Origin of the sequence: Streptococcus sp. 2021WUSS126, from assembly GCF_044427255.1 — a bacterium.
In the GTDB taxonomy this organism is placed as follows: Bacteria; Bacillota; Bacilli; order Lactobacillales; family Streptococcaceae; genus Streptococcus; species Streptococcus hashimotonensis.
Genome location: NZ_JAOTGI010000008.1, coordinates 12872 through 36154, shown reverse-complemented (window position 1 = coordinate 36154; position 23283 = coordinate 12872). Strand labels below are relative to the sequence as shown.

Sequence of the window (23283 nt, the reverse complement as noted above, 5' to 3'; positions counted from 1 at the left end):
TTACGAAGAGTAGGAACTTCCTGCCACCCAGCCAGTTGCAAGACAGTAGGTGATGTTAAAGCCGCCGGTGTGGGCGTTGATGTCCAGGACCTCGCCTGCAAAGTGGAGCCCTGGGACTTTCTTGCTTTCCAAGGTTTTGGGATTGATTTCCTTGAGGTCGACACCACCCTTGGTCACAAAGGACTTGGCCAGGGACATCTTGCCTGTAATCTTGATAGGTAAGGCTTTGAGGAGGGTGACCAGTTCAGTCAGGTCTTTTTTGGAAACTTGTTTGACCTTGCCATCATAGTTTTCAGCGAAAAAGTCGGCTAGGCGGTCTGGCATGAGTTCTCTGAGGGCATTCTTGACGGATTTTTCCCTGTTGGCTTCTAAATGCTCAAACAAATCTTGTTCAGAATGGGTTGGCAGAGCATCGAGAAATGCGGTTTCGCCGCCTTTGACAAAACTAGACAGCCGAAGGGCAGCGGGTCCCGACAGGCCAAAGTGGGTAAAGAGCAGGTCGTGTGTGATGACGTGCTTGCCGCAGGTCAGGGTGACGTCGTCCAGGGAAATGCCTTGGAGCTTCTTGTGGGGGAAGTCAGTCAGAACAGGGCTTTCAGCGGCCTCAATCTCCGTGACTTCCAGCTTGAAGTGGCGGGCAATGTCGTGGCCAAAGCCAGTCGAGCCAGTGGAGGGATAGGTCTTGCCGCCAGTGGTGACAATCAGCTGGGGTGCTGTAAAAGTCTCCTCGCTGGTCTTGACATGGAAGAGGTCGTCAATCTTGCGAACGGACACGACTTCAGTCCCTGTGCGGATGTCCACGCCATTTTCCAGCATCTTCATCTCCAGGCACTTGATAATGGTCTGGGAACGGTCGGTGGTCGGAAAGACACGGCCGTGGTCCTCCACCTTGAGCTTGACCCCATTTTCCTGAAAGAAATTCATGATGTCATGGTTGTCAAACTGAGAAAAGACGCTGTAAAGAAAGCGGCCATTGCCGGGAATGCCAGCCAGCAGGTCTTCCAGTGTGCCGTTGTTGGTCACATTGCAGCGTCCGCCACCTGTGCCAGACAGTTTCTTGCCCAAACGCTTGTTTTTTTCGAGGAGCAGGGTTTTCTTACCGTAAAAGCTGGAAGAAATGGCGGCCATCATGCCAGTAGGCCCCGCTCCGATAATAATGGTATCTACTGTATTCATGCCTTTATTGTATCATATTTTCATCAAGAAAGTAGTTTGAGTCTTTGCTATGATTTGTGGAGTTTTTTCTTGAAATTGCGGAAGACCATTGACGGGATAGGGGAGTATACTTAAACTAAGGGAAATTAGTTTTTATCAAGATCCTGTACGTACAAGCAAAGTATTTTTGTGGAAGCTGCATTGTGAATCCAGGTTCTAACAATTCCGTCTGTAGTATGAAAGAAAGTAGGTAGAAGAATGGTAACTGAGCAAAGAGAGTATCGTTTTCCAGAAGGTTTTTTGTGGGGCTCCTCCACTTCAGGGCCTCAAAGTGAGGGAAGCGTAGCTGGTGATGGAAAGGGGTGGAATAACTGGGATTACTGGTACAATCAGGAACCTGAGCTTTTTCACCAGCAAATAGGACCAGAACAAACATCGACTTTCTATGAACATTTCCAGTCAGATTTGGATTTGTTGGTGGAAACAGGTCATAGTATTTTTCGCACCTCTATACAGTGGTCACGTCTGATTCCGGAAGGGATAGGTGAGGTCAATCCGCAAGCTGTGGAGTTTTATAGGGCTGTATTTGCAGGTATTCGAAAGCGTGGGATAAAGCTTTTGGTCAATCTCTATCATTTCGATTTGCCTTATGTCTTACAGGAAAAGGGGGGCTGGGAAAACAAGGAGATTGTCTGGGCCGAGGCTTATGCTCGCCAGTGTTTCAGCCTCTTTGGAGATCTGGTGGATCATTGGATTACCTTTAATGAACCCATTGTTCCAGTAGAATGTGGCTATCTAGGAAGCTATCATTATCCTTGCAAGGTGGATGCAGAGGCAGCTGTGGTCGTAGCGTATCATACTCAACTGGCTAGTTCTTTGGCTGTTCGGGCCTGTCACCAACTACACCCAGACCACAAAATTTCCATTGTTCTCAATCTTACTCCTGCCTATCCAAGAAGTCAGAGTCCAGAAGATTTACAGGCAGCGCGGCTTGCTGAGCTATTTCAAACGAGAAGCTTTTTGGATCCATCTGTTTTGGGACAATACCCGAGGGAACTGGTTGACATCCTTGAAAAAAACGGCTTGTGTCCAGAAGTGACAGAGGAGGAATTGACCATTATCAGAGAAAATAGGGTTGACTTCCTGGGAGTAAATTATTACCAGCCCCTGCGCGTGCAGGCTCCTTCAGAAGATGGATGGAACGGAGAAGCTACTTTCCTATCCCAATATTTCCAGCCTTATGATAAGCCTGACAAGAAAATCAATCCCCATAGAGGCTGGGAAATTTATGAAGAAGGGCTGTACGACATTGCCAAAAATATCCAGGAAAACTATGGGAATATCGAATGGTTGGTAACTGAGAACGGCATGGGAGTTTTGAAGGGGAGGATGTTTTTGAAGAAAATGGCATGATTCAGGATGACTATCGGATTAACTTCATGGAAGACCATTTGATTCAGCTCCATCAAGGTATTGATGCAGGGGCGAACTGTAAGGGCTATATGGTCTGGACATTTATTGACTGCTGGTCTTGGTTAAATGCCTATAAAAACCGATACGGTTTGGTCTCACTTGACCTCCAAACTCAGAAGCGTACCGTCAAAAAATCTGGATATTGGTTCAAGCAAGTGAGTGTTAGAAATGGTTTCATTAGATAGAATGTATATTTCGTTTCTACATAACATTGCATTGAGATAGGATGCTTTTGAGGTTTGTGATTATCCACTAATGCTTGGTAAGAAAATTCCCCTAGATTTGACAGGGATAGGGTTCTGTGGTAATATTTTAATGATACAAACTATGAGAAATGTAAGTACCGAGGATATTATGGGAATCGAAAAAACAGTCAGTGAGTTAGCTGAAATTTTAGGAGTGAGCCGGCAGGCTATGAATAATCGTGTCAAATCACTTCCTGAAGAATTTGTAGATAAAAATGACAAGGGTGTGACCGTTGTAAACCGTGCTGGCTTGATTAAGTTGGAAGAAATCTACAAAACAACCATTTTTGAAGATGAGCCGATTAGCGATGAAGTCAAGCATCGTGAATTGATGGAAATTTTAGTTGACGAGAAAAATGCTGAAATCATCCGCTTATATAGTCAATTAAAAGCCAAAGATAAGCAACTTGCCGAAAAAGATGAACAACTCAAGGTCAAAGATGTGCAGATTGCTGAGAAGGATAAACAGTTAGATCAGCAACAGCAATTGACACTAAAAGCTATGGCCGATAAGGAAGTTCTCAAGTTGGAATTGGACGAAGTTAAAGCACAGGCAGAAGAAGTGCAAGCTAAAGGCTTCTTTGCACGTTTGTTTGGGAAATAAAAAGGTCCGGGGGACCTTTTTATCATGAGCTTGGAAACAAGAGAGCGAATAAAGGTCCGGGGGAGTGAAACAGTCTGGGAAGAGACTGTTTCAGCCCGAGCCTGGAAATAGGAAAGCAAATCAAAAGTAAGAAATCAAGCTCCACTTAGGAACTTGTTTTTTTCTATACTCCATCCATTACTTTCTCAATCTTTCATCCTTGATGAAGGCTTGCAATTCTTGCTAGAATATGGGACACTAGAATCATGAAAAAGATACAACGTGAATTTCAAAAAATATATTACAACCTAGACAAGATTCTTTTGCTCTTCTTTACCCTGTTTACCTTTATGGAATTTGTTTGGATACCGCTCAATTCATGGATTTCTGAGGGACTCTTAGCTATGACAGGGCATGCCTACCTTTCACCGACGAATTTATTGTCGGTGTTTGCTGAAAATCTGCTCGTGACAGGCTTGTTTATTCTCCTCTTTTTTGTCAACATTGCCATTGCCTACCTAGAATTAGCTCTATTGTTCACAGGGGTTTGGCAACTGTTGGATGAAAAAGTCAAGCACCTCCCCGACTATTTACGGGATGTACGAGATAGTATGGTGGCGATTATCCGTCACAGTAGCCTACCAAAGGTTCTATTTCTGCTCTTTTACTCAGTTATTCTTCTCCCATTTTTACGCCGGGTATTAAATATCTATTATTTTAATAAAATCGTAGTGCCCCAATTTATCGTAGATTACCTATCCAATACAGTCTGGCTAGGAATATTGATTTTGGTCTTCCTCCTCTTGTTCTTTTGGCTTGCGGCACGCTTCATGTACGCTCTGCCAAACATTTATTTTGAACACAGGGGTGTGAAGGAGTCTATCGCTTATTCTTGGGAGAAGACCAGAGGCAGAAAGCAAATCGGTTCATTGTTCCGTCTAATTTGGTTGATCACTTTTCCAGTTCTCCTATTTACAGGAGTAGGAGGACTATTCTATCTTGTGCAACTGTTAGCAGAGCATTTTGTACCAAGTACTTCTTACTGGCTGGCAGTTGTCTGTTACGCACTTCTAAAATTAGCCTACTACGGAGTAGTCGCGCTCTTCATGATGGGATTTGTCAGCCTTTTAACAGGAAAACAACTCCCAATCTACCGCCGTAAACGCCTCCGTCATCACCTTCGACTAGCCATTTTGCTCGTATCTGGTCTGGTGTTCGGTACCCAAGGAGCGCTTGCCCTCTACTTTCCCTTTGACACTCTGCCGGTTACCATTTCTCACCGAGGTGTCGATGACGGCAATGCTGTCCAGAACTCTATTGAAGCCCTAGAGAAAACCTCTCAGCTCAAACCAGACTACATTGAGATGGATGTTCAGGAGACAAAGGATGGTCAGTTTATTGTCATGCATGATACGGATTTATTGGCTTTGACGGGCAATCCCGGAGGTACACATGACTATACTCTTGCAGAGTTGACAGGGATGACTGCATCAGAAAACGGCATGGCAGCTCCAGTTCCTTCTTTTGATGAATATCTTGAAAAAGCGGATGAGCTAGGACAAAAATTATTGGTAGAAATTAAAGTGACCAAGGCAGACTCACCAAACCTCACCCGTAATTTCTTGAAAAAATACGGTCAACGTTTGATTGCCAAAGGGCACCAAATGCAATCATTAGATTACCATACCATTATTGAAATAAAGCAGTATAGCGAGAAATTAGTATCCTTCTTTATTCTTCCGTTCAACTCCATCTATCCGACGACGGTTGCTGACGGCTACACAATGGAGTATACCTCGCTGGATCAAAATTTTATGACCAAGTCTTGGATTCGCGGTAAGTCAGTGTATGCTTGGACACCAAATGATGAGGAGAGTATGACTAAGATGTTGCTGCTACAAGTGGACGGCATCATCACTGACAACATGACCGACCTCCAAAGTCTGATGGAGGAAATGAGAGAGAATCGACGCTATCCAGACCTCTTTTTCCAGCAATTTCAGTCTTTGATTTATAATTTTGAATAAAAAAATCGCGAGAGGAGAGTATCCAATCGCGTTTTCTTTTTAAAAAGGCAATTTACCTGCAAAGGCACCTAGTTTTTTCTGAGTTGCCTCGTCAACTTTTGTAAGTGCAGCGTTGACGGCTTGGATTGTCATTTCTTGCAAGGTTTCAAGGTCGTCTGCATCCACAACATCAGCCTTGAAGTCAATAGAAACCAATTTCTTGTCGCCAGTAAAAGTAGCAGTAACCAAGTCCTGCACAGAGCTACCAGTAAATTGAGCAGCAGCCAACTCAGCTTGGCTCTTCTCCATTTGTTTTTGCAGTTTTTGAGCTTGGCGCATCATGTTTTGCATATTCATCATAATATTTTTAAAATTCCTTTCGTATCAAGGGGTTAGACCCTCTGGTTAAATTTTCGTTGCCTTATTTTGCCTTATTGTTAAAAATTTTCAAAGGCAGAAGCAATTTCTTTTTGTTGGGTTGGAAATAAATGCGAGTATACATTTATTGTAGTGTTGATTGAGGAATGACCCAATCGTTTCATCAAAGTAAAGAAAATATAGTCTTTACATTCTCCATTACGTAAACCTTGGGAAACTGGGAACGCAGCATGAGAATGTCTGAAATCATCCATCACTAATATCTACCTTCCATTTCTCATTATTTTGTCTAATTACTGCCATTTGAAACTCCTTGATCAAGAGCAGTATCTTCTCGTACGTTAGTAATTATATCATGTTTTGGAGATAACTCAAAGCCTAGAATGTCTTCAATAGTCTTGATTGGGACTCGCCCAATCCGTTTATTCTTGGTCAATAACCACTTTTCTATTTTTTATACACTCGATTTTCTTCTTTCAAGAACTGGATAACGTTATCCTTTAACTCCTCAAAATCACCTTGAAACGTAGCAATCTCGATTGTCTTTTCCAGTCCATCGCTTAATGAGAGATTTGACTGAAAACCATTCATTGCTAGAAACATGTGTAAAGCAAGTACAGCAGTCCTTTTGTTGGCATTATAGAATGGGTGTTTCTTGATTAGATTTATCCAGATAATTGCAGCCTTGCTATAGATATCCGGATAAAGTACTTTTCCAAAAATTTCTTGCTTTGGTTGTTCGATAATCATTTGAAGGCTATTTAGGTCAGCGATTCCTACTGGTTCTTTAGGAGAATACTTTCCGATAACCATAACATTGATTTTGATAATGTCTTCAGCGGACAGGTATTTCATTTATCTACTAACTCTTTCAATAATTCATCGTATTGATTCATGGCTTTTTCAAGTTCTCTATCAAAATCAAATTTTGGCTCAGCTTTACGAATGATAACATTACTTCCAGAAGTGACGAATTCGATTTCTTCACCAATTTCTGCGCCAAGTGCCTCTTTAATAGCGTTTGGGATAGTGATAACAGTGCTGTTGCCTGTTTTTCGTAGCAGAACATTCATTGTATTTACCTCCTATATTTGTAAATACATTATACAAGATGTATACAAAAATTAAAAGTAAATAATTTAACAGAGTCTGTTTTATTTCAGACTTTTTCGCAATTTTGGGTACAATGCAATAAAATAGTAAATAACTTAGTAAAAGACGTAGTAAAAACTTGGGATTTCAATATAGGGCGTTACCAACCACTATCGGGTTGTTGATCAAACTATATTTTTTATATTGTAATTAGCTACTTGTTTTACTTTCGTTATTCGTAAAAGAAGAAAATTTCAGAAATGATCAATGACTGAAAACATCAATCTTCTAACTTTGCAGAATAGGCTGCAAAGTACAGAAGGTGGTAGCTATCAGGAAAATTGGTTATTTTTTGCGTCCAATAATGATTGTGAATTTTTTTGAAAGGCTCTACCTTCTCAAAATAAGTTCTAGTCGGCAATATTGGACATAAATTTGACATATTAATCTATTTTAAATTGACTTTGAGGGATAAATTCGCTATAATATAAGAAAAAACTGGTTATAACCAGAAATCACGGAGGAGGAGCTATGTTCCGTTTAGCAAAAGAAGAACTTGAAAAGTTGGGAGCTATGATTACGGCGACCGAAATTTACCAACAGCCAGGCTTATGGAAGGAAGCGTATCAACTCTATCTTGACCAATTGGAAAAAATCGAGAGTTTTCTAAAATCAATCAAGGAAAAACATGACTTTGTTCACGTTGTTTTTACAGGTGCAGGGACTTCTGACTTTGTTGGTCAAAGCATTGCCAACTACCTCAACCAAGTCAATGACTTGAAACACATTCGTTTTTCTGCCATTGGTACAGTGGAGTTGGTTAGTCGTCCACATGACTATCTACAAGCTGATCTTCCAACTATCCTGGTGTCCTTTGCTCGTTCAGGTAATTCACCTGAGAGTGTGGCAGCAGTTGAAGTCGCTAAGCAATTGGTAGATAAATTGTATCAAGTAACCATTACCTGTGCACCAGAAGGTAAGCTGGCACTAGCGGCTGAAGGAGATGCTGAAAATCTCCTGCTCTTGCAACCGGCTGGTTCAAACGATAAGGGCTTTGCCATGACAGGCTCTTATAGCTGTATGACCCTGACAGCCCTCCTCGTCTTTTCGCCAGCCAGTCAAGAAGAAAAAGCTGCATGGGTTGAGACCATTGCCCGTCTAGGTCAAGATGTTTTGGACCGTGAAGACTACGTGCAAGACTTGATTAACCTTGATTTTGAGCGAGTAATTTACCTCGGTTCAGGTGGTTTCTATGGTCTTGCCCACGAAGCTCAGTTGAAAATTCTGGAATTGACAGCAGGCAAGATTGCGACCATGTACGAGTCGCCACTCGGTTTCCGTCATGGACCAAAATCCTTCATCAATGAAAAGACCTTGATTTTCCTCTTTGCCTCAAACGACGCTTACACACGTCAGTACGATGTAGACTTGCTCAATGAAGTCCATGGTGATGGCATAGCAGAGCGGATAGTGGCATTGTCGGCTGATAAGTTAGTCGGTACAGAAGCAGCCAACTTTGTCTTGGCAGAAGGCGGAGCAGATTTGCCAGATGTCTTCTTAACCTTCCCTTACATCATCTTTGCCCAAACGGTATCCATCATGGCAGCGGTAAAATGCAAGAATTTGCCGGATACACCATCACCAACAGGCACCGTCAACCGTGTAGTGCAGGGTGTGATTATACATCCTCTAGAAAAATAGTTACATCTATTCAATGATGAAGAAATAGAGCTATTCGGTAGAGTTTTAACACATAAAAAACACACCCACTCACTCGAATATCATGGTATAATAATTCTATATAATAAAATATAATTAGGGATAATAGAAATGGAAACTGCAAATAAAAAATTCAGATATAGTATTCGTAAATTTAAAGTCGGCGTAGGCTCGGTGCTAATTGCTACTTGCTTACTTGGGGCGGGAGTCTCGACACCAACCGCTTTTGCGACGACAGTAGCTTCGGAACCCACTCAAGTTGAAGTCGCTCAGCCAACGAGTGAAACAGAGCCAACAGTCCAGATTACTGGAACAGTAAGTACAGAGAATATAAATTCTGAATCAAAAGTTGCGCCAGAAGCTAAGGAAGAAGTTCCAGCAATATCAGAAACTCCAGTTGCTGAAAAGGCAGATCCAGAAGTGAAGTCTGCTGAACAAAATGTAGCCTCTGAACCTGAAAAATCAGAAGAACCAACTCCTGCCCCAGCAGCCCTCACAAGCGAAGCTAAGGAAGGAGTATCAGAGAATACCGAAGTTAAAAGCTCACCTCTTCAAGAGGTTCAAAATCTTCTAAAAGACGTGAAAAGAGAGTTAGAAGAATTGGAAGTGTTTACCGAGTATGATGCTTCTGTTTATTGGTATCAAAAATCATTATGGGAACAGTTCTCAGAGATTGGGAAAAGGGAAATGGATCGTGTTCTAACTCTTAAAGAAGATAGTGCTGAAATAAAAAAAGTACATGAGAGTTTATTTGAATTTGGAAATCAAATCAAGATGGAGCGATTTACACGTCAAGTTGCACCATATCTTGAGAAATATTCTGATGATGAGTTTATTAAGAATGAGTACCGTACAAATTTGGAACAATCAGATAACGGCAGTTATGCTAGTCAAGGAGGGAACACTTTTAAGGCATATGTTGATAAAGTAGAGCAATCCGTTGAAAGAATTGTGAAAAGAGGTGAAGAATTAGAACGTAAGAACCTCCAAAAGAAAGTTCCTGATACAGCGCCTAAAGTAGCCGAAAAACCAAAACTAGATTTTAAAGTTCAAAAACGAACAACGTATAATTTTTTAGATTTCGAAACGAAAGAGCAAGACGATCCAAACTTGCCACTTGGTGAGAAAGTGGAACGACAAAAAGGTGAGAGAGGCGAAGCATCTGAGACTTACCAAGATGTGATTGTTGGAGATAAAATTGTTGCAAGTACCCTTATTTCCCAAAATCGTAAAGCCCCAGTTGATCATCTGATTGCTAAAGGTACTTTGGTAGAGAAACATCCTGATACTGCACCGACAGCGCCTGAAAAACCAAAATTAGAATTTACTGTCAAAGAGCGAGTAGAGCAAGAAATTTTGGATTATATGGTGGAAGAACAAGACGATGCTAGTTTGCCACTTGGTCAGACAAAGGTTCTTCGCGAAGGTCAAAAAGGCGAATTGGTTAAGAAATACCAAGATGTGATTGTTGAAGGTAAAGTCATTGAAAGTAAACTTCTTTCAGAAGACCGTAAAGAACCAGTCAACCGCCTGATTGCAAAAGGCACTTTGGTGGAAAAAACACCAGACATCACGCCGAAAGCCGAGGAGGACACACCAGCTCCGACTCCAATTCCAGAAGCTCCAGCACCGAAAGCCGAGGACGAAGTTCCGGCACCAATGCCAGATGTTCCAGCACCAAAAGTCGAGGAAGAGGTTCCAACTCCAGCCCCAGTACCGGAAACTCCAATGGACAAACCGCAAATGGAAGAACCGAAATCAGAAATGCCAGACACTCCAGCACCAAAAGTGGACAAACCACAAATGGAAGCTCCGAAAACTGATAAAGTAGAGTCTGACAAACAGATGCCAGAGGCTAAGCAACCAGAAATGGAGCAACCGAAAGCGGAAGACATGCCGAAGGAGGGAATGCCAAAGGCTGAGCAACCAAAAGCGGAAGACTCTGCACCTAAGACAGCAGTTCCAGAAGTCGCACCAAAAACAGCGGAAAAACCAAAGCTAGACTTCACAACAAAAGAACGCAAGGTAGAAGAAGCTCTCCCTATCAAAGAAGAAATCAGATATGATGCAAGCCTAGCGCTTGGCAAATCATACCTTCTTCAAGAAGGAAAAGCAGGTAAAAAAGTATCTGTTTATCAAGATGTCATAGTTGATGGTAAAGTTGTCGCAACCAACCTATTATCAGAGACTGTTGTTGAAGGTCAAAACCGTATCCTTGTAAAAGGTAGCTTGGAAATGAAGAAAGAAGAAGTAAAAACAACTCCTTCAGTACAATCGAATCCGACAATGAGTCATAAAGGCGCACCTTCTGCAAACAAAGCAACCCTACCTGCAACAGGTGAACAACGCAATAACCTAGCCTTAGTAGGCCTTGGTTTAGCTGGAATTAGCTTGGCAGTAGTCGCTACAGCTATAAACAAAAAATCTAAAGATCAAATCTAAATCATTATGAAATAGCAACAAAGAGGCCGGGCGGAAACGCCCAGCCTCTTTTTAGAGCTGAAAATCAAATATTAGTACGGTAAAATTAACTGTGATTGACTTAAATCAAGGTGGCTTTGCCATTGAGAATTATCTCGAACAGTACACTCAAAGTCGGTGGTGTAGAGAATCAGCTCCAAGACATCGCCTTTTTTCAATTGGTAAATAGTCGGTTGCAGTTTCCAGCTCAGGTCCATCCACTGGTCTGGCACCACTTCCTCGACAGTCATCAGGTCGGTGCGGTTCTGCAGGTTCATAAAGCCCTTGGTTACCAAGCGTTGCGGCATCTCCACATAAGGCAATTCCAGCAGATTTTCTTGGGCATGGTAGCGACCGTTGTCTAGACTCAATCTTGCTTTAGGCGCAGGGATTGGGGCTAGGCGTTTTTTACTTCCCTTGTCCAATAGCTGAGCAGATAAGAGGCCTTTGGCTACACTAGAAGCTACACGGAGTTTCAGCGTGACCTGTCCGTTGAGCAAGAGATCCTCCGTTACAGGCAGTTCAATGCTGACTTGGTTGGCCTTGCCTGCATAGAGGTCTTGGTGGAAGGCAGGGTAGGATTTGCCGTAGCGGTCAAAATCTTCTTGGGCATACTGATTTGCAACGGTCTGGCTTCCAGTACCTAGTGGCAAGACAGCCTCGTTTTCACCGCCAAAGGTATCCAAGGTCGTCCAAGTTTGCTCACCGCTGTTGTCCTGCCAGATAACCGTTGGCAGTTGGTAGTTATTCTCGTAGCCCAGCAGTTTTTGACTGAGCAGGGCGTTCATGGACTCACGGAAGTCGATAGACTGCCAGTTGTTCATGTAAACATGGGCACCGTTGTGGAAGAAGAGGTGTTTTTTGATGTGACTAGGTAGGGCATGGAACATATTCCAGACATGGATAGGCTTGACATTCCAGTCCTGTGAGCCGTGGGTAAAGACCACCTCACACTTGACCTTGTCTGCGTGGAGCAGATAATTGCGGTCATGCCAGTATTGATTGTAGTCGCCGCTGGTGCGGTCCAGGGCAGTACGCTCGGCAGCCAGTCCTTTTTCGTAGGCTTTTTTATTGCGGAGAAAGTCGCCTGCTTGCAGACTCTTGGAGTAGGTCAAGGCGGTCAAGCTGTCCAGATCCTCGCCTGGATAGCCGCCAGGGCTGGTCACCAGCCCGTTTTCACGGTAGTAGTCATACCAAGAGGAAATCCCTGCTTCTGCGATGACGACTTCCAATCCGTCCACGCCAGTTGTTGCCAAGGCATTGGACATGGTACCGAGATAAGATAGTCCCGTCGTCGCTACCTTACCATTGGCCCAATCGGCCTTGACCTCAAGCGAGCGAGTGTGGTCTGTGTAAGCCTTTGTGCGACCGTTCAGCCAGTCAATCACCGCTTTATAGCCCTCTACCTGCTGGTAGTCGCCAGATGTCATATAGCCCGTCGAGCCCAGCGTACCGACGCCAGACACGTGGAGGCTGGCAAAGCCACGAGCGAGGAAGTAGTCATTGAGGGAGTAAGAAGTGATGTGGCCCAGTTTTTCAGTGGCAGGGCTGACAGGTAGGTCCCGCTGGTCCAAGTCTCGTTTGGTGATACTGGGCTGCTTGACCTGAATGGTGCCAGCAGGTTTCTGTGCTAATTCCCCTTCCATCTTATGCAGGGCCTTATCGCTGGCTACATCGTTAACTCCTTGATGATAAGGACTGTTGGTAATCACCGCAGGGATTTTCCCGTCAAAGTGAGGACGGAGAATGGAAACCTTGACAATATCTGTCTGCCCAGTCTCAGCCGTATCGATAGGCGTTTCGACATAGACCACTTCACGAATAAGGTTTTTTGTTGAAAAGGTTGCCAGAGATTTACCGTTGAAGAAGTGGTAGCGATTGTCCTCTGGGATTAGGTCGTCGCTAACTAGCTGGTCAATCAAGGTGTTTCCAGACTTGGTACGAGTAGCGAGTAGCTGGTAGAGGTTTTCGATGATGTCCCCATAGACAATCGGGAAGTCGGTTTTCTCCACGAAGTCCATGACATCTGTATAATCTACACCAGGCACAAAGCCTAGCAACTGAAAGGCCACTTGATAGAAAATCAGGTCTGTCAACTCACGGTCAGACTGGAAGAAGGTCAGCAGATCTGTGTCCCAATCCGCAATCATGTTGGACAGGGCAAAATCGGTGTTTGCTGTCAGGAAATGGCACTTTCTGACAAAGGTTTCTAAATTTGTCTTACTACTTGCATCAGGAATCAGTTGAAATCCCAGAGAATCAAGTTCTTGCAAGCAGATAGAGGTCTCTTTTTTTATGAAAGAAAATTGATTAAAACGCATAAATTCTCCTCTTTTTTAGGATAATAGTCTATAATAGCTATTATATCGGATAAGTCAATGTTTGTCTAAAAATTATCAGTATATATAGAGATATTAATGTATAAAACAACGATACAATTACTTGTAAAATGATGAAAATTTTTATACAATATTGTAGAATGACTGAGGAGTTGAAATGTATCGTGTTGAGAAAAAATGAAGCTATAGTCCCTATTTTACGTATTAATAATAGGGCTATTAACCAAGGATTTTTAGAAGAAAATCTAGGAATGAAAACCAAGCTCGAAGATGGTCCTTTTGCTGATTTTGGAGATAGAACAAGTCCAGAAACGAAGCTTGTTTTGACAGAATCTCCTGGTAATCGCACCCGTGCTGTCGAAGGGCTTAAAAAACTGAATAAAATTGTTATAAAAGTAGATAATGCCTCTGAAATTGAAGCTTTGCTGGCGCAAGGTTCACAGTATAGTAAGCTCTATCAAGGAAAAAATGGCTATGGTTTTGAAGCTGTTTCGCCAGAAGGAGATACCTTTCTTTTACATGCGGAAGCATCTGTTGATGACCTAAAAGAAATCCTTCCACCTGTTCCATTTAAGGTGCAGGATGACTTTTCTGGTCTGACTACTTTTACAGTGGAGTCTATTTGGATTAATACCCCACAAGCTAGTATTAGCCAAGATTATTATGAGGCTATCCTACCTCAACAAGCCTTTTTGCGTTTTGTTGGAGCAGAAGGTGAAGATTTATTAACTCCTGCGGAACAAGTTTGGGATTTAGAAGGATTGCGTTTTCCTGTCGAGCAGGACTTTGATTGGGCGCATTTGGAAAGCCAGTTGGAAAAACCATTCTTTAAAGATAAAAAAGCAAGCTTTATCCAAACGGTAGATCCAAGTGGTATTGAATTGTGGTTCGAAAAATGAGACAAGTAATTTTAGACAAGGTTTCAGAGCAGATTGGGCAAGGAGTATATCCTGGTGCCAGTCTGGCTTTTTTTTCTGACGGTCAGTGGCAGGAGTACTATCTAGGGACTCAAGATGGGCATACGCCGGTTGAGGCAGGTTTGACCTATGATTTGGCATCTGTTTCCAAGGTGGTTGGAGTAGGGACTCTTGCGACTTTTCTGGTCAATAGCGGAGCTTTGGAGCTAGATAGGACCTTGCAGTCTTATTATCCAGCTTTTGCGGATAGTGAGGTCACCATTCGGCAATTATTGACCCATACTAGTGGTATCGATCCCTTTATTCCAAATAGGGATAGTCTGGACGCCGACCAGCTCAAGGAAGCGATTTTGAAGATTACCGTAACGGATAAGAAAGATTTCCTCTACACAGATATTAATTTTCTCTTGCTGGGCTTTTTGTTGGAGGAAATAGGTGGAGACGGTCTGGACCAGCTTATCAGACGAGACGTTCTAGAGCCCTTTGGCATGTCCCAAACCTCCTTTGGACCAGTCAGTCAGGCGGTGCCGACGGTGCGTGACGTCAAAGCAGGTGTGGTGCATGATCCCAAGGCGCGTGTCCTAGGCCTCCACGCGGGAAGTGCAGGTCTCTTTTCGACCGTCAAAGATTTGGAAATCTTTTTGGAACACTATCTGACGGCTGACTTTGCGGCGAATTTAACGCAGGATTACGGTTTTGATGATAATCGCAAGCGGTCGCTGGCTTGGGATAAGAAGGGGGACTGGTTGTCGCACACAGGCTATACGGGGACCTTTATCATGTATAATCGTCCCTTGCAGAAAGCTGCGATTTTTCTCTCGAATCGTACTTTTGACAAGGATGAGCGGGCCCAGTGGAAGTTGGATAGAAACCAAGTCATGGCTCTGATACGGCAAGTTCTGGAGGAAGAAGAGGCTATTGACTAATATTCTTCGAAAATCAAAATTATCCGTTGTCAAGAGCCTTGATGAGTGAAAAGCTCCAGTGGAGGTTTTCAGCCTGTTACCTTGAAATAAGAAAGTAACAGAGTTCTATCTTCGATTTCGTTTCTTAGGCTACTTTTGATTTTCATTGAGTATATATCAGTCATTTAGTTTTTCTTTTATTACTTCGACGATCGAGGAAACATCGTTTCCTTATTTCCAATTTCAAACACTCCACTGGAGTATTTGAACTCGCTTTGCCGTACTCTGCAGGGGTGACTTGCTCCGCAAGTGCTATCTCCAACCTTGCACAGTCACTCGACTGTACAAGCTGTCTGCAGCTCGTTGCCTAGTACTAAAAGTAAACTAAAAGACTATAACTATCTTTCCGTAGCACTCAGAAGATTTTTCGATATAGTAAAAAGGACCTGCATTGCAAGTCCTTTTGTGTTTGTTTGATTAAGCTTGTCCTGAAACTTCTGCAGCGTGGTCGTCCATTGAAAGAACTTCGTGGAAGACACGTTGAGTCAATTCAGTTTTTTGCTCTTTAGTGAGGTATTTAGTGTTTACGCAGTATCCAGAGATACGAACGATAACATCTTCACCTGCCATAATCTTGTCATAAACGTCGTTCAAGTCCATAACGTTCAAGTTCACGTGTTGACCACCTTGTTCAAAGTAACCATCAAGGATTGTTACCAAGTTGTTTACTTGCTCATCGAATGTTTTACCAAGCGCTTTTGGAGAAACTTGAGTTGTCAATGAGATACCGTCGTTGGCATGTTTGAAGTTGAGTTTAGAAAGAGTATTCAAGTTTTGCAACCAGCCACCACGAGCTTTAGAAGTTGGGTTAGCACCTGGTGGGAAGAATTCTACTTTAGTAGTATTCACAGAACCATCTTCATTGAGGAATACACCACGGTGAACTGGAGAGTTACCAGTTTGTTTAGAGTAAGCAACGTTTGAAGTGATTGTCAAGATAGATACAGTAGCTTCAGCATTCTTGTACAATTTATGCTTGTTCAAGCGAGAGAAGAATGCTTCCATGAGCCATTTCGCAATGTCATCTACACGGTCATCATCCTCACCATAACGTGGGAAGTCACCAGTTACTTCGTAGTCGTAGATAAAGCCATCTTCGTCACGGATTGGTTTAACTTGTGCGTATTTGATTGCTGACAATGAGTCAACAGTGTTTGCGAAACCACAGATACCGAAGCCCATGTTAGCACGAAGGTGAGTTGGCAAGAATGCCATTTGAACTGCTTCGTAGTTGTACTTGTCAGTCATGTAGTGGATGATGTTCATGGCATCTACATAAGTGTCAGTCAACCAGTCAAGGGCGATTTCAAAGTTCTTAACCACTTGGTCGTAGTCAAAGACTTCAGATGTATTTGGTTCAACACCGTCGAATACTTTGTAATCTTTGTGAACATCATCGTAACCGTTGTTCCAGCTTGAAAGAAGAGCTTTAAGAACGTTAACACGAGCACCGAAGTACTGAATGTTGTGGCGTTGGTCTTCGCTTTCTGGATCAAGTGGAGATACACAGCAAGAGATACATGACATTTCACCATAACCATCTTTCGCCATTGTTGTCACACCTTCGTATTGGATAGAAGAGTGTTTGTGGCTCATTGCCATACAGTAGCGACGGAATGAATATGGAAGTTGGTCTGACCAAAGAACTGTCAAGTTTGGCTCTGGAGAGTTACCGATGTTGTCAAGTGTGTTCAAGAAACGGTAGTCCATCTTAGTAACACGGTGACGACCGTCGTTACCCATACCTGCCATAGATGTTGTCAAGAATGTTGGGTCACCAGAGTAGATTTCGTCGAAGGCTTTTGTACGAGCGAATTTCACTGTACGAAGTTTCAATACGAAGTCATCAACAAATTCTTGGATTTCAGCCTCAGTAAATGTACCACGAGCCAAGTCACGTTCTGCATAGATGTCAAGAACGATTGGCACACGACCAAGAGAAGTTGCTGCACCGTTGATAACACGACAAACAGCCATGAAAGCAATGTTTGTCCATTGGATAGCTTCTTTCGTGTTCATCGCAGGTTTGCGAACATCAACACCATAGTGATCACCTAAGCGTACAACTTGTTGCAATGCTTGGTACTGCATGTTGATTTCTTCGCGAAGACGGATTGATTCTTCGTCGATTTCAGTAATCGCATTCCAGTCAGCTACTTTTTCTTCCATCAAGTAGTCTGCACCGTAAAGTGCCAAACGAGCGTACATACCGATGATACGACCACGTGAGTATGCATCTGGAAGACCAGAAACGTGGTGTGAGTGGCGAGCACGGCGGATGTCAGCTGTGTAGGCACGGAAGATACCGTCGTTTACAGTTGTAGCATGTTTTGTATAGATTTCATGAAGGAGTGGGTCTGGAGTATAGCCGTTTTCGATAAGAGTTGTTTCAGCCATACGAATACCACCACGTGGCATGAAATTGAGTTTGAAGAGCTCATCGTTTTGGATACCGAAGATGAGTTCGTTCTCTTTATCGATGAAACCTGCTGGAATATCAGCGATAGAAGTAGCACGATCTACGTCCATTGGGAAGCGAGTGTCTTCGTAGCCAGCTTTTGTTTCTTCGATGATTTTTTTGATATGAAGTGAACGCTCAGTTGGGCCTGCGAGGAAGCTTTCATCTCCATCGTATGGAGTGTAGTTGGCTTGAACGAAGCGTGTTACACTTGCCTTATCTTGCCAATCTGTACCTTTAAAGCCTTCCCAGGCTTGGGCGAAAATGTCTTCAGCAACATTTTTTGTTTTAACTTTTGTTGACATGAGGGTTCTCCTTTTATGCTTTTGGGTATCGACTTGGTATCAATACCAACATGTTATTATTATACCATTTGAAAACACTTTCTTCAAGACAAAAATACTTGAAAATAAATGAAAAACCTTTCAAGGAATATGAAAAAACTTGAAAGATAGAGTTGGTATTTTCAAAATAAATTTCTGCTTACATTTGTAATAAGGTGATAAGCTGTCGTTTATTGTATTGGTAAGATGGCTGGTTCAACAAATTTAAAGGCTGAAACTTCCTAAGAAATGCGGTATAATATAGCGAGTTAAACTTGAAAACAGGAAGAGGCAGTCATGTTAATTTTTCCCTTAATCAATGATTTATCTAGAAAAATTATTCATGTAGATATGGATGCTTTTTTTGCTGCCATTGAGGTCAGGGATAATCCTGCTTTGAAGGGCAAACCTGTTATCATTGGGGCTGACCCAAGACTATCTGGCGGTAGAGGAGTGGTGTCTACCTGTAATTATGAGGCGCGTGCCTTTGGTATTCACTCAGCGATGTCCTCAAAAGAGGCCTATGAGCGTTGTCCTCAGGCGATTTTCATTTCTGGCAATTATGAAAAATACCAGGAAGTTGGGCGACAGGTTCGAGAAATTTTTCATCGCTATACTGATTTGGTGGAGCCCATGTCTATCGATGAGGCTTACTTGGATGTAACAGAAAATAAGTTGGGTATCAGCTCTGCGGTTAAGATTGCCAAGCTTATCCAATACGATATTTGGAATGAATTGCATCTGACAGCTTCCGCAGGTGTTTCCTATAATAAATTTTTGGCAAAAATTGCCTCTGATATGGAAAAACCGCACGGTTTGACCTTGATTCTACCTGAAGATGCTGTTAGTATTCTCGCCTCCCTGCCTGTTGAAAAATTTCACGGTGTGGGGAAGAAGACGGTGGAACGCCTGCATGAGATGGGGGTCTACACGGGGCAAGATTTGCTAGATGTACCAGAAATGGTTTTGATAGATAGATTTGGGCGTTTTGGCTTCGACCTTTATCGGAAAGCGAGGGGCATTTCTAATTCGCCCGTTAAAGTGGACCGTGTTCGTAAGTCAATTGGAAAGGAAAGAACCTATCGCAAACTTCTTTATCGGGAGGAGGATGTCCTGAAAGAGCTAATCAGTCTCTGCCAACGGGTCGCAGCTAGTTTGAAGCGGAATGGAAAAAAGGGGCGAACAATTGTTTTAAAGGTACGTTATGGTGATTTTTCTACCTTGACGAAACGTCATAGTCTAGAGGTGTATACGGACCAGACGGAAACGATTGAGAAAGAGGTTCGTCAACTAATTGAAGAAATTGGAGAGATTGAAAAAGGGATTCGCTTGCTGGGTGTGACCGTGACGAATTTTCAAACTTGAGTTCTGTTTCAGTCTATGATAGACTGAAAAAAAGGAGAAGAGATGCAAATTTCAAGTAGATTTACCATTGCCAGCCATATCTTGGTTCTCTTGGCTCTGGAAGGAGAAAAAGAAAAACAGACCAGTACTAGCATTGCAGGCAGTGTCGGGGTTAATCCTGTCATTATAAGAAATATTTTGTCCCAACTCAAGGAGGCTGGTCTGGTAGAAGTAGCGCGTGGTGTTGGAGGTGCTCGCTTGGCACAGGCTCCAGACCAGATTACACTTTTGCACGTCTATCAGGCTGTGGAGTTGTTTGGAGAAAAAGGTCAATTATTCGCTTTTCATGAGCAACCCAATCCAAACTGCCAAGTAGGCCGCAATATTCATCCCCTGCTAGATATCCGTTTAGAAAATGCTCAGTCGGCTTTGGAAAATGAACTTGCTAAGACAAGGCTTGCTGATCTCTTAGCGGAACTATAGTCGTTTTATTAGGTCGATGTAAGGAGAAACTTTGTTTCCCTATTTCCTCCTTCAAACACTCCACTGGACTATTAAAGTAGTCTGTAGCATGTTGCACTAGCACTACAAGACTAGTTAGTGAATCATCCTTGTGATGATTTTTTTAAATTTTTTAGTTGTAACCATTGACATTACAACGAAAATAATTTATACTCGTGTTGTAAATGTGATTATTACAACAAAAAACAAGTGAGGTATCAATATGAAAATAGCTATTATTGCGGCGAATGGTCAAGCAGGTCAAACCATTGCAAAGGAAGCAGTAGAACGTGGTCATCAGGTGACGGCTATTGTCCGTTCTGAAAACAAGAGCGTAGCCCAAGAAGTGATCCAAAAGGATGCTTTTGCTCTTACCAAGGAAGACTTGGCAGGCTTTGATGTAGTATTCAATGCTTTTGGTGCTTGGACATCAGAAACCGTGCCGGGTCACGCTCGTCTTGCGGAGCATCTAGCGACCATCCTTGCTGGTAGTCCAACTCGTCTTTTAGTAGTTGGTGGTGCAGGCAGTCTTTATTTAGACGAGAGCCAGACAGCTATGCTGAAAGATACACCAGATTTCCCTGCGGAATACCTACCAATCGCTGAGGCTATGGGTGCTGGTCTAGACCTCTATCGTCAGGCGACAGCTATCAACTGGACCTATATCAGCCCTGCAGCCGATTTTGATGCAGAAGGCTCAAAGACAGGTGTCTACACTATTGCTGGCGAGGTTTTCCAAGTCAATACCCAAGGTGAAAGCTATATTAGTTATGCCGACTATGCTGTGGCTTTGGTTGACATTGCTGAAAAAGGTGGTTACCAGCAGGAACGAATTTCCGTATTTGCATAAAAAAACAAGGAACTATATATCTGTTTACACTAACCACAATATGTAGTATTTCGAAAACATCAAAAAAGGCGACTTCCAAACTAGGAAATCGTCTTTTCTTCTATCTTGACTATCAATAATATCTTCTCAGTTTATCCTGATTTTCTTTAAAAAATTCTTCTAGCCAGTCCATCCCATAGGCATGACTGAAGCCTTCTAGGAGAACGGAGAAATCAATGCAATCAAACCCCATTTTCTTCAAACCATCAAAGGTATTAAACGGAGAACGGAAGTGTTTGTATTTGATAATTGCTCCAATATCTTTCAAATCCTGCTCTCTTGTGCTAACCATCTTCATACCCAATACGTATTCAATTGGAGCAACTAAAACAGTTAAGTTTTCGAATGAATATAGGGTCTCACACAAATGTAATGGTGGCTGTCTGTTCATGTTTGCCACATTATTATTGAGCCATAGTTCTTCGTCAGTATTCAAATTAAAGCGTTGCCCTACACGAGCAATAATTTCGTTGATTTTCTGACTTTCTTCATAAAAAGCATCTACATCTTGTGTAGCTCGCAAACCATGATACTCTAAAACATAACCACCAACACAAATAATGGTTAAATGAAGATTGGCTTGAGCCAACTCTTGGTTCAAGGCTTCAAAAACAGGTTTCATTTTATCCATGTCTGTATTTCTCCATCATTTTTTGTACATTGGCTAATTTGGCTGGTTTATTTAATGAAACCACATATTCATGTGTTGGTGTATGCTCTTGAATAGCATATTTCAAACTGACCTTTTGAAAATCTGTTAGTTCTTTAGAACCTAGTAACTTTTCAACATCTTCTTCCGTCAAATAAGAATAGTCTTCAAAAATAACTTTTCGCAAATAGCGAAACCAGTGACTAGCATTAAACCGTGACTGCTCTGATGCCGTTATCATGTAGTCATACCAATTCATCTTGCACCTTCCTTATCTTCTTTTTCTCAGCCGCTCATCTTCTTTAGGATTATAATTTAGAGCCTGTTGCAATTTTAAATCAAAACTGGAAAGTTTTAACTTTTCTTCCTCAAATGGAATCTCAGGTAGTTTAAACTGAAACTTTTTGTAAAAGAAAGTATCAAATTCATCTTTATTATCTGAAATATCTACTAAAGTATCTAACTCAGAAAGTCGAGCTTGTATGCTAATTTTTGTGACTTCTCCAAGTTTTTGATAAATCGCATAATAGGATAGGTCTTGGAAAAATTTTCGGTGTGATTCAACTACTTCCTGAGTGTAAGGGCAGTCATAGTAACTAAGATATTTGGTGTAAAAATTATCAGAGAGAGAAATTTGATAATCTACTAGCTTATTATCAATTGTTTTAGAAACTGTTCGCTCCATTTCTGCATGTAGTTTATCCATGGACTAACTCCTTGTATGTAGTACGAACTTCTGAAGATGACTATAGAAGATTGAAACGGTCGTTGTCAGCCATGCTTCGGGTATTATAACGGAAGTCAAACTCATCTACATAATCTTGTAGATATTTCTTAGACCAAGAATGGTAGATTCCCAGTACACCACGTTTGAGACCTGCCCCAAAACCTTCAATCGTATGTGTATAAACATCATCAATTACATATTCACGAGCACCATGATTTACAAAAGCATGGTCGTACATTTTCGCAACTTTATTATAACCTAACCATTCATCAGTGTAAAGCTGGGCAGCGTCTTTCACAAATTTTACGATTTGTTCTGTTAAAGTTTTTGTGCCTGTATCGGTTACTTTATAAGTATTCAATTTTCCTTATCGTGCAACCATACCAACAACTGGGATTTTATCTTTTAGGGAGAGACCTTAGGCATTTTTAACTTTTTTTGAGTTATGGCGATTCTTATTTTTACCACCGATATAGGTTTCATCTACTTCTACAGTCCCATCCAATTCATTACTATTTTCTGAACCAAAACATCTACGAATACGCTCTAACATAAACCAAGCTGTTTTTTGAGTAACATGGATGTCTTTTGAAAGTTGAACAGAAGAAATGCCTTTTTTGTGGGATGTCACCATCCAAATGGCAATAAACCATTTTTGAAGAGAAACTTTAGTATTATCAAACATTGTACCCGTTTTAACGCTAAAATATTTGCCAGTGTTTTTACATCTGTATTTACCATTCTTGCATTTATAGACTTTAGATGTTTCATCAAAAGGACTGACTACATAACCATTCCAACGAATTTTTTCTAAATGTTGCTCACAGTAATAATCGTTTGGAAAAGCATTCATCAAATCATACAATGATTTAAATTCACCTAACATTTCTCTACTCCTTCTTTATTCTAAAACCATTATATCACAAATGATACAAAAAACGATAAAACGGTGTAAAAAAAGATATAACTCTTTTCAAAAATTGCCTTTTATGGTATAATAGTATTGTTATATAAGGAAGGAGATAAACATGACAACAATCCAATCCAATCCAATCCAATC

Annotated in this window: 18 protein-coding genes and 4 pseudogenes; 10 read left to right on the top strand and 12 right to left on the bottom strand. The window is 41.8% G+C overall.

All coding sequences use genetic code 11. The annotated features are described in order from the left end of the window. Positions 1–1176 (bottom strand): NAD(P)/FAD-dependent oxidoreductase, encoded by a 1176-nt coding sequence (locus ODU39_RS04945; RefSeq protein ID WP_398580024.1) that lies wholly within the window; start codon positions 1174–1176, stop codon positions 1–3. 237 nt (positions 1177–1413) lie between these two features. Between ODU39_RS04945 and ODU39_RS04940 the strand changes: the two are divergent. The 3 genes and pseudogenes from ODU39_RS04940 (at position 1414) to ODU39_RS04930 (ending at position 5483) form a co-directional block, all read left to right on the top strand. Then, a pseudogene (locus ODU39_RS04940) lies at positions 1414–2813 on the top strand (glycoside hydrolase family 1 protein). Positions 2814–2982: 169 nt separating this feature from the next. Continuing rightward, positions 2983–3477, top strand: coding sequence for a DUF536 domain-containing protein (locus ODU39_RS04935; RefSeq protein WP_012774919.1), 495 nt, complete (start codon positions 2983–2985; stop codon positions 3475–3477). Positions 3478–3722: 245 nt separating this feature from the next. Beyond that, positions 3723–5483: a glycerophosphodiester phosphodiesterase gene (locus tag ODU39_RS04930; RefSeq protein WP_398580023.1), complete on the top strand. Its 1761-nt coding sequence runs from the start codon at positions 3723–3725 to the stop codon at positions 5481–5483. 39 nt (positions 5484–5522) lie between these two features. Here ODU39_RS04930 and ODU39_RS04925 read toward each other — a convergent pair whose 3' ends face one another. The 5 genes and pseudogenes from ODU39_RS04925 to ODU39_RS04905 form a co-directional block, all read right to left on the bottom strand. Then, positions 5523–5822 carry a YbaB/EbfC family nucleoid-associated protein gene (locus ODU39_RS04925; protein WP_023369155.1) on the bottom strand — a complete coding sequence of 100 codons (300 nt, stop codon included), beginning with the start codon at positions 5820–5822 and terminating at the stop codon, positions 5523–5525. A gap of 77 nt (positions 5823–5899) precedes the next feature. Then, positions 5900–6088: pseudogene (locus tag ODU39_RS04920) on the bottom strand (site-specific integrase); the annotation flags it as partial. A 41-nt stretch (positions 6089–6129) separates the two neighbouring features. Beyond that, a pseudogene (locus ODU39_RS04915) lies at positions 6130–6267 on the bottom strand (plasmid replication protein); the annotation flags it as partial. A 20-nt stretch (positions 6268–6287) separates the two neighbouring features. Beyond that, positions 6288–6695, bottom strand: coding sequence for a type II toxin-antitoxin system death-on-curing family toxin (locus ODU39_RS04910; RefSeq protein ID WP_044758554.1), 408 nt, complete (start codon positions 6693–6695; stop codon positions 6288–6290). Then, complete coding sequence (locus tag ODU39_RS04905) at positions 6692–6913, bottom strand: AbrB/MazE/SpoVT family DNA-binding domain-containing protein (RefSeq protein WP_044758555.1); 222 nt, start codon at positions 6911–6913, stop codon at positions 6692–6694. Before ODU39_RS04905 ends, ODU39_RS04910 begins: the two co-directional genes overlap by 4 nt. Before the next feature lie 550 nt (positions 6914–7463). Here ODU39_RS04905 and ODU39_RS04900 point away from each other — a divergent pair. Next, on the top strand, positions 7464–8633 hold the full coding sequence (locus ODU39_RS04900) for an SIS domain-containing protein (protein WP_398580022.1): 1170 nt from the start codon (positions 7464–7466) through the stop codon (positions 8631–8633). A gap of 129 nt (positions 8634–8762) precedes the next feature. Then, positions 8763–11093, top strand: coding sequence for a G5 domain-containing protein (locus ODU39_RS04895; protein ID WP_398580021.1), 2331 nt, complete (start codon positions 8763–8765; stop codon positions 11091–11093). 71 nt (positions 11094–11164) lie between these two features. Here the strand turns inward: ODU39_RS04895 and ODU39_RS04890 are convergent, their stop codons facing one another. Continuing rightward, entirely contained in the window at positions 11165–13432 is a 2268-nt protein-coding gene (locus ODU39_RS04890) for a Xaa-Pro dipeptidyl-peptidase (RefSeq protein ID WP_398580020.1), read from the bottom strand. 128 nt (positions 13433–13560) lie between these two features. Between ODU39_RS04890 and ODU39_RS04885 the strand changes: the two genes are divergently transcribed. Continuing rightward, positions 13561–14349, top strand: coding sequence for a CppA N-terminal domain-containing protein (locus tag ODU39_RS04885; RefSeq protein WP_398580019.1), 789 nt, complete (start codon positions 13561–13563; stop codon positions 14347–14349). Beyond that, a complete protein-coding gene (locus tag ODU39_RS04880; protein ID WP_398580018.1) occupies positions 14346–15293 on the top strand; it encodes a serine hydrolase domain-containing protein in 948 nt (315 codons plus the stop codon). Before ODU39_RS04885 ends, ODU39_RS04880 begins: the two co-directional genes overlap by 4 nt. A 456-nt stretch (positions 15294–15749) precedes the next feature. Here ODU39_RS04880 and pflB read toward each other — a convergent pair whose 3' ends face one another. Continuing rightward, on the bottom strand, positions 15750–18095 hold the full coding sequence (gene pflB, locus ODU39_RS04875; RefSeq protein ID WP_024383156.1) for a formate C-acetyltransferase: 2346 nt from the start codon (positions 18093–18095) through the stop codon (positions 15750–15752). Between the two features lie 315 nt (positions 18096–18410). Between pflB and dinB the strand changes: the two genes are divergently transcribed. The 3 genes from dinB to ODU39_RS04860 all read left to right on the top strand — a co-directional run bounded on the left by dinB (position 18411) and on the right by ODU39_RS04860 (position 20808). Beyond that, positions 18411–19478, top strand: a complete 1068-nt coding sequence (gene dinB / locus ODU39_RS04870) for a DNA polymerase IV (protein ID WP_398580017.1) — start codon at positions 18411–18413, stop codon at positions 19476–19478. A gap of 42 nt (positions 19479–19520) precedes the next feature. After that, positions 19521–19940: an Rrf2 family transcriptional regulator gene (locus tag ODU39_RS04865; RefSeq protein WP_398580016.1), complete on the top strand. Its 420-nt coding sequence runs from the start codon at positions 19521–19523 to the stop codon at positions 19938–19940. Positions 19941–20181: 241 nt separating this feature from the next. Continuing rightward, positions 20182–20808 carry an NAD(P)-dependent oxidoreductase gene (locus tag ODU39_RS04860; protein ID WP_398580015.1) on the top strand — a complete coding sequence of 209 codons (627 nt, stop codon included), beginning with the start codon at positions 20182–20184 and terminating at the stop codon, positions 20806–20808. 112 nt (positions 20809–20920) lie between these two features. On the opposite strand, the gene ODU39_RS04855 is transcribed toward ODU39_RS04860, so the two are convergent. The 4 genes and pseudogenes from ODU39_RS04855 to ODU39_RS04840 all read right to left on the bottom strand — a co-directional run bounded on the left by ODU39_RS04855 (position 20921) and on the right by ODU39_RS04840 (position 23109). Beyond that, complete coding sequence (locus ODU39_RS04855; RefSeq protein ID WP_398580014.1) at positions 20921–21478, bottom strand: DUF6036 family nucleotidyltransferase; 558 nt, start codon at positions 21476–21478, stop codon at positions 20921–20923. Next, the gene (locus ODU39_RS04850; RefSeq protein WP_024416852.1) at positions 21471–21755 is read right to left on the bottom strand and encodes a hypothetical protein; all 285 of its coding nucleotides are present in this window, start codon (positions 21753–21755) and stop codon (positions 21471–21473) included. The genes ODU39_RS04855 and ODU39_RS04850 overlap by 8 nt, the downstream gene beginning before the upstream one ends. Positions 21756–21767: 12 nt before the next feature. Further along, the gene (locus ODU39_RS04845; RefSeq protein ID WP_024416853.1) at positions 21768–22202 is read right to left on the bottom strand and encodes a hypothetical protein; all 435 of its coding nucleotides are present in this window, start codon (positions 22200–22202) and stop codon (positions 21768–21770) included. A 40-nt stretch (positions 22203–22242) separates the two neighbouring features. After that, positions 22243–23109 (bottom strand): annotated as a pseudogene (locus tag ODU39_RS04840) (IS1595 family transposase). Between the last annotated feature and the right edge of the window lie 174 nt (positions 23110–23283).

Bases quoted from the DNA above. Each gene is read 5' to 3' on its own strand.
- ODU39_RS04945 (WP_398580024.1), bottom strand. From the start codon at position 1,176: ATGAATACAGTAGATACCATTATTATCGGAGCGGGGCCTACTGGCATG.
- ODU39_RS04935 (WP_012774919.1), top strand. From the start codon at position 2,983: ATGGGAATCGAAAAAACAGTCAGTGAGTTAGCTGAAATTTTAGGAGTG.
- ODU39_RS04930 (WP_398580023.1), top strand. From the start codon at position 3,723: ATGAAAAAGATACAACGTGAATTTCAAAAAATATATTACAACCTAGAC.
- ODU39_RS04925 (WP_023369155.1), bottom strand. From the start codon at position 5,822: ATGATGAATATGCAAAACATGATGCGCCAAGCTCAAAAACTGCAAAAA.
- ODU39_RS04910 (WP_044758554.1), bottom strand. From the start codon at position 6,695: ATGAAATACCTGTCCGCTGAAGACATTATCAAAATCAATGTTATGGTT.
- ODU39_RS04905 (WP_044758555.1), bottom strand. From the start codon at position 6,913: ATGAATGTTCTGCTACGAAAAACAGGCAACAGCACTGTTATCACTATC.
- ODU39_RS04900 (WP_398580022.1), top strand. From the start codon at position 7,464: ATGTTCCGTTTAGCAAAAGAAGAACTTGAAAAGTTGGGAGCTATGATT.
- ODU39_RS04895 (WP_398580021.1), top strand. From the start codon at position 8,763: ATGGAAACTGCAAATAAAAAATTCAGATATAGTATTCGTAAATTTAAA.
- ODU39_RS04890 (WP_398580020.1), bottom strand. From the start codon at position 13,432: ATGCGTTTTAATCAATTTTCTTTCATAAAAAAAGAGACCTCTATCTGC.
- ODU39_RS04885 (WP_398580019.1), top strand. From the start codon at position 13,561: ATGATGAAAATTTTTATACAATATTGTAGAATGACTGAGGAGTTGAAA.
- ODU39_RS04880 (WP_398580018.1), top strand. From the start codon at position 14,346: ATGAGACAAGTAATTTTAGACAAGGTTTCAGAGCAGATTGGGCAAGGA.
- pflB (WP_024383156.1), bottom strand. From the start codon at position 18,095: ATGTCAACAAAAGTTAAAACAAAAAATGTTGCTGAAGACATTTTCGCC.
- dinB (WP_398580017.1), top strand. From the start codon at position 18,411: ATGTTAATTTTTCCCTTAATCAATGATTTATCTAGAAAAATTATTCAT.
- ODU39_RS04865 (WP_398580016.1), top strand. From the start codon at position 19,521: ATGCAAATTTCAAGTAGATTTACCATTGCCAGCCATATCTTGGTTCTC.
- ODU39_RS04860 (WP_398580015.1), top strand. From the start codon at position 20,182: ATGAAAATAGCTATTATTGCGGCGAATGGTCAAGCAGGTCAAACCATT.
- ODU39_RS04855 (WP_398580014.1), bottom strand. From the start codon at position 21,478: ATGGATAAAATGAAACCTGTTTTTGAAGCCTTGAACCAAGAGTTGGCT.
- ODU39_RS04850 (WP_024416852.1), bottom strand. From the start codon at position 21,755: ATGAATTGGTATGACTACATGATAACGGCATCAGAGCAGTCACGGTTT.
- ODU39_RS04845 (WP_024416853.1), bottom strand. From the start codon at position 22,202: ATGGATAAACTACATGCAGAAATGGAGCGAACAGTTTCTAAAACAATT.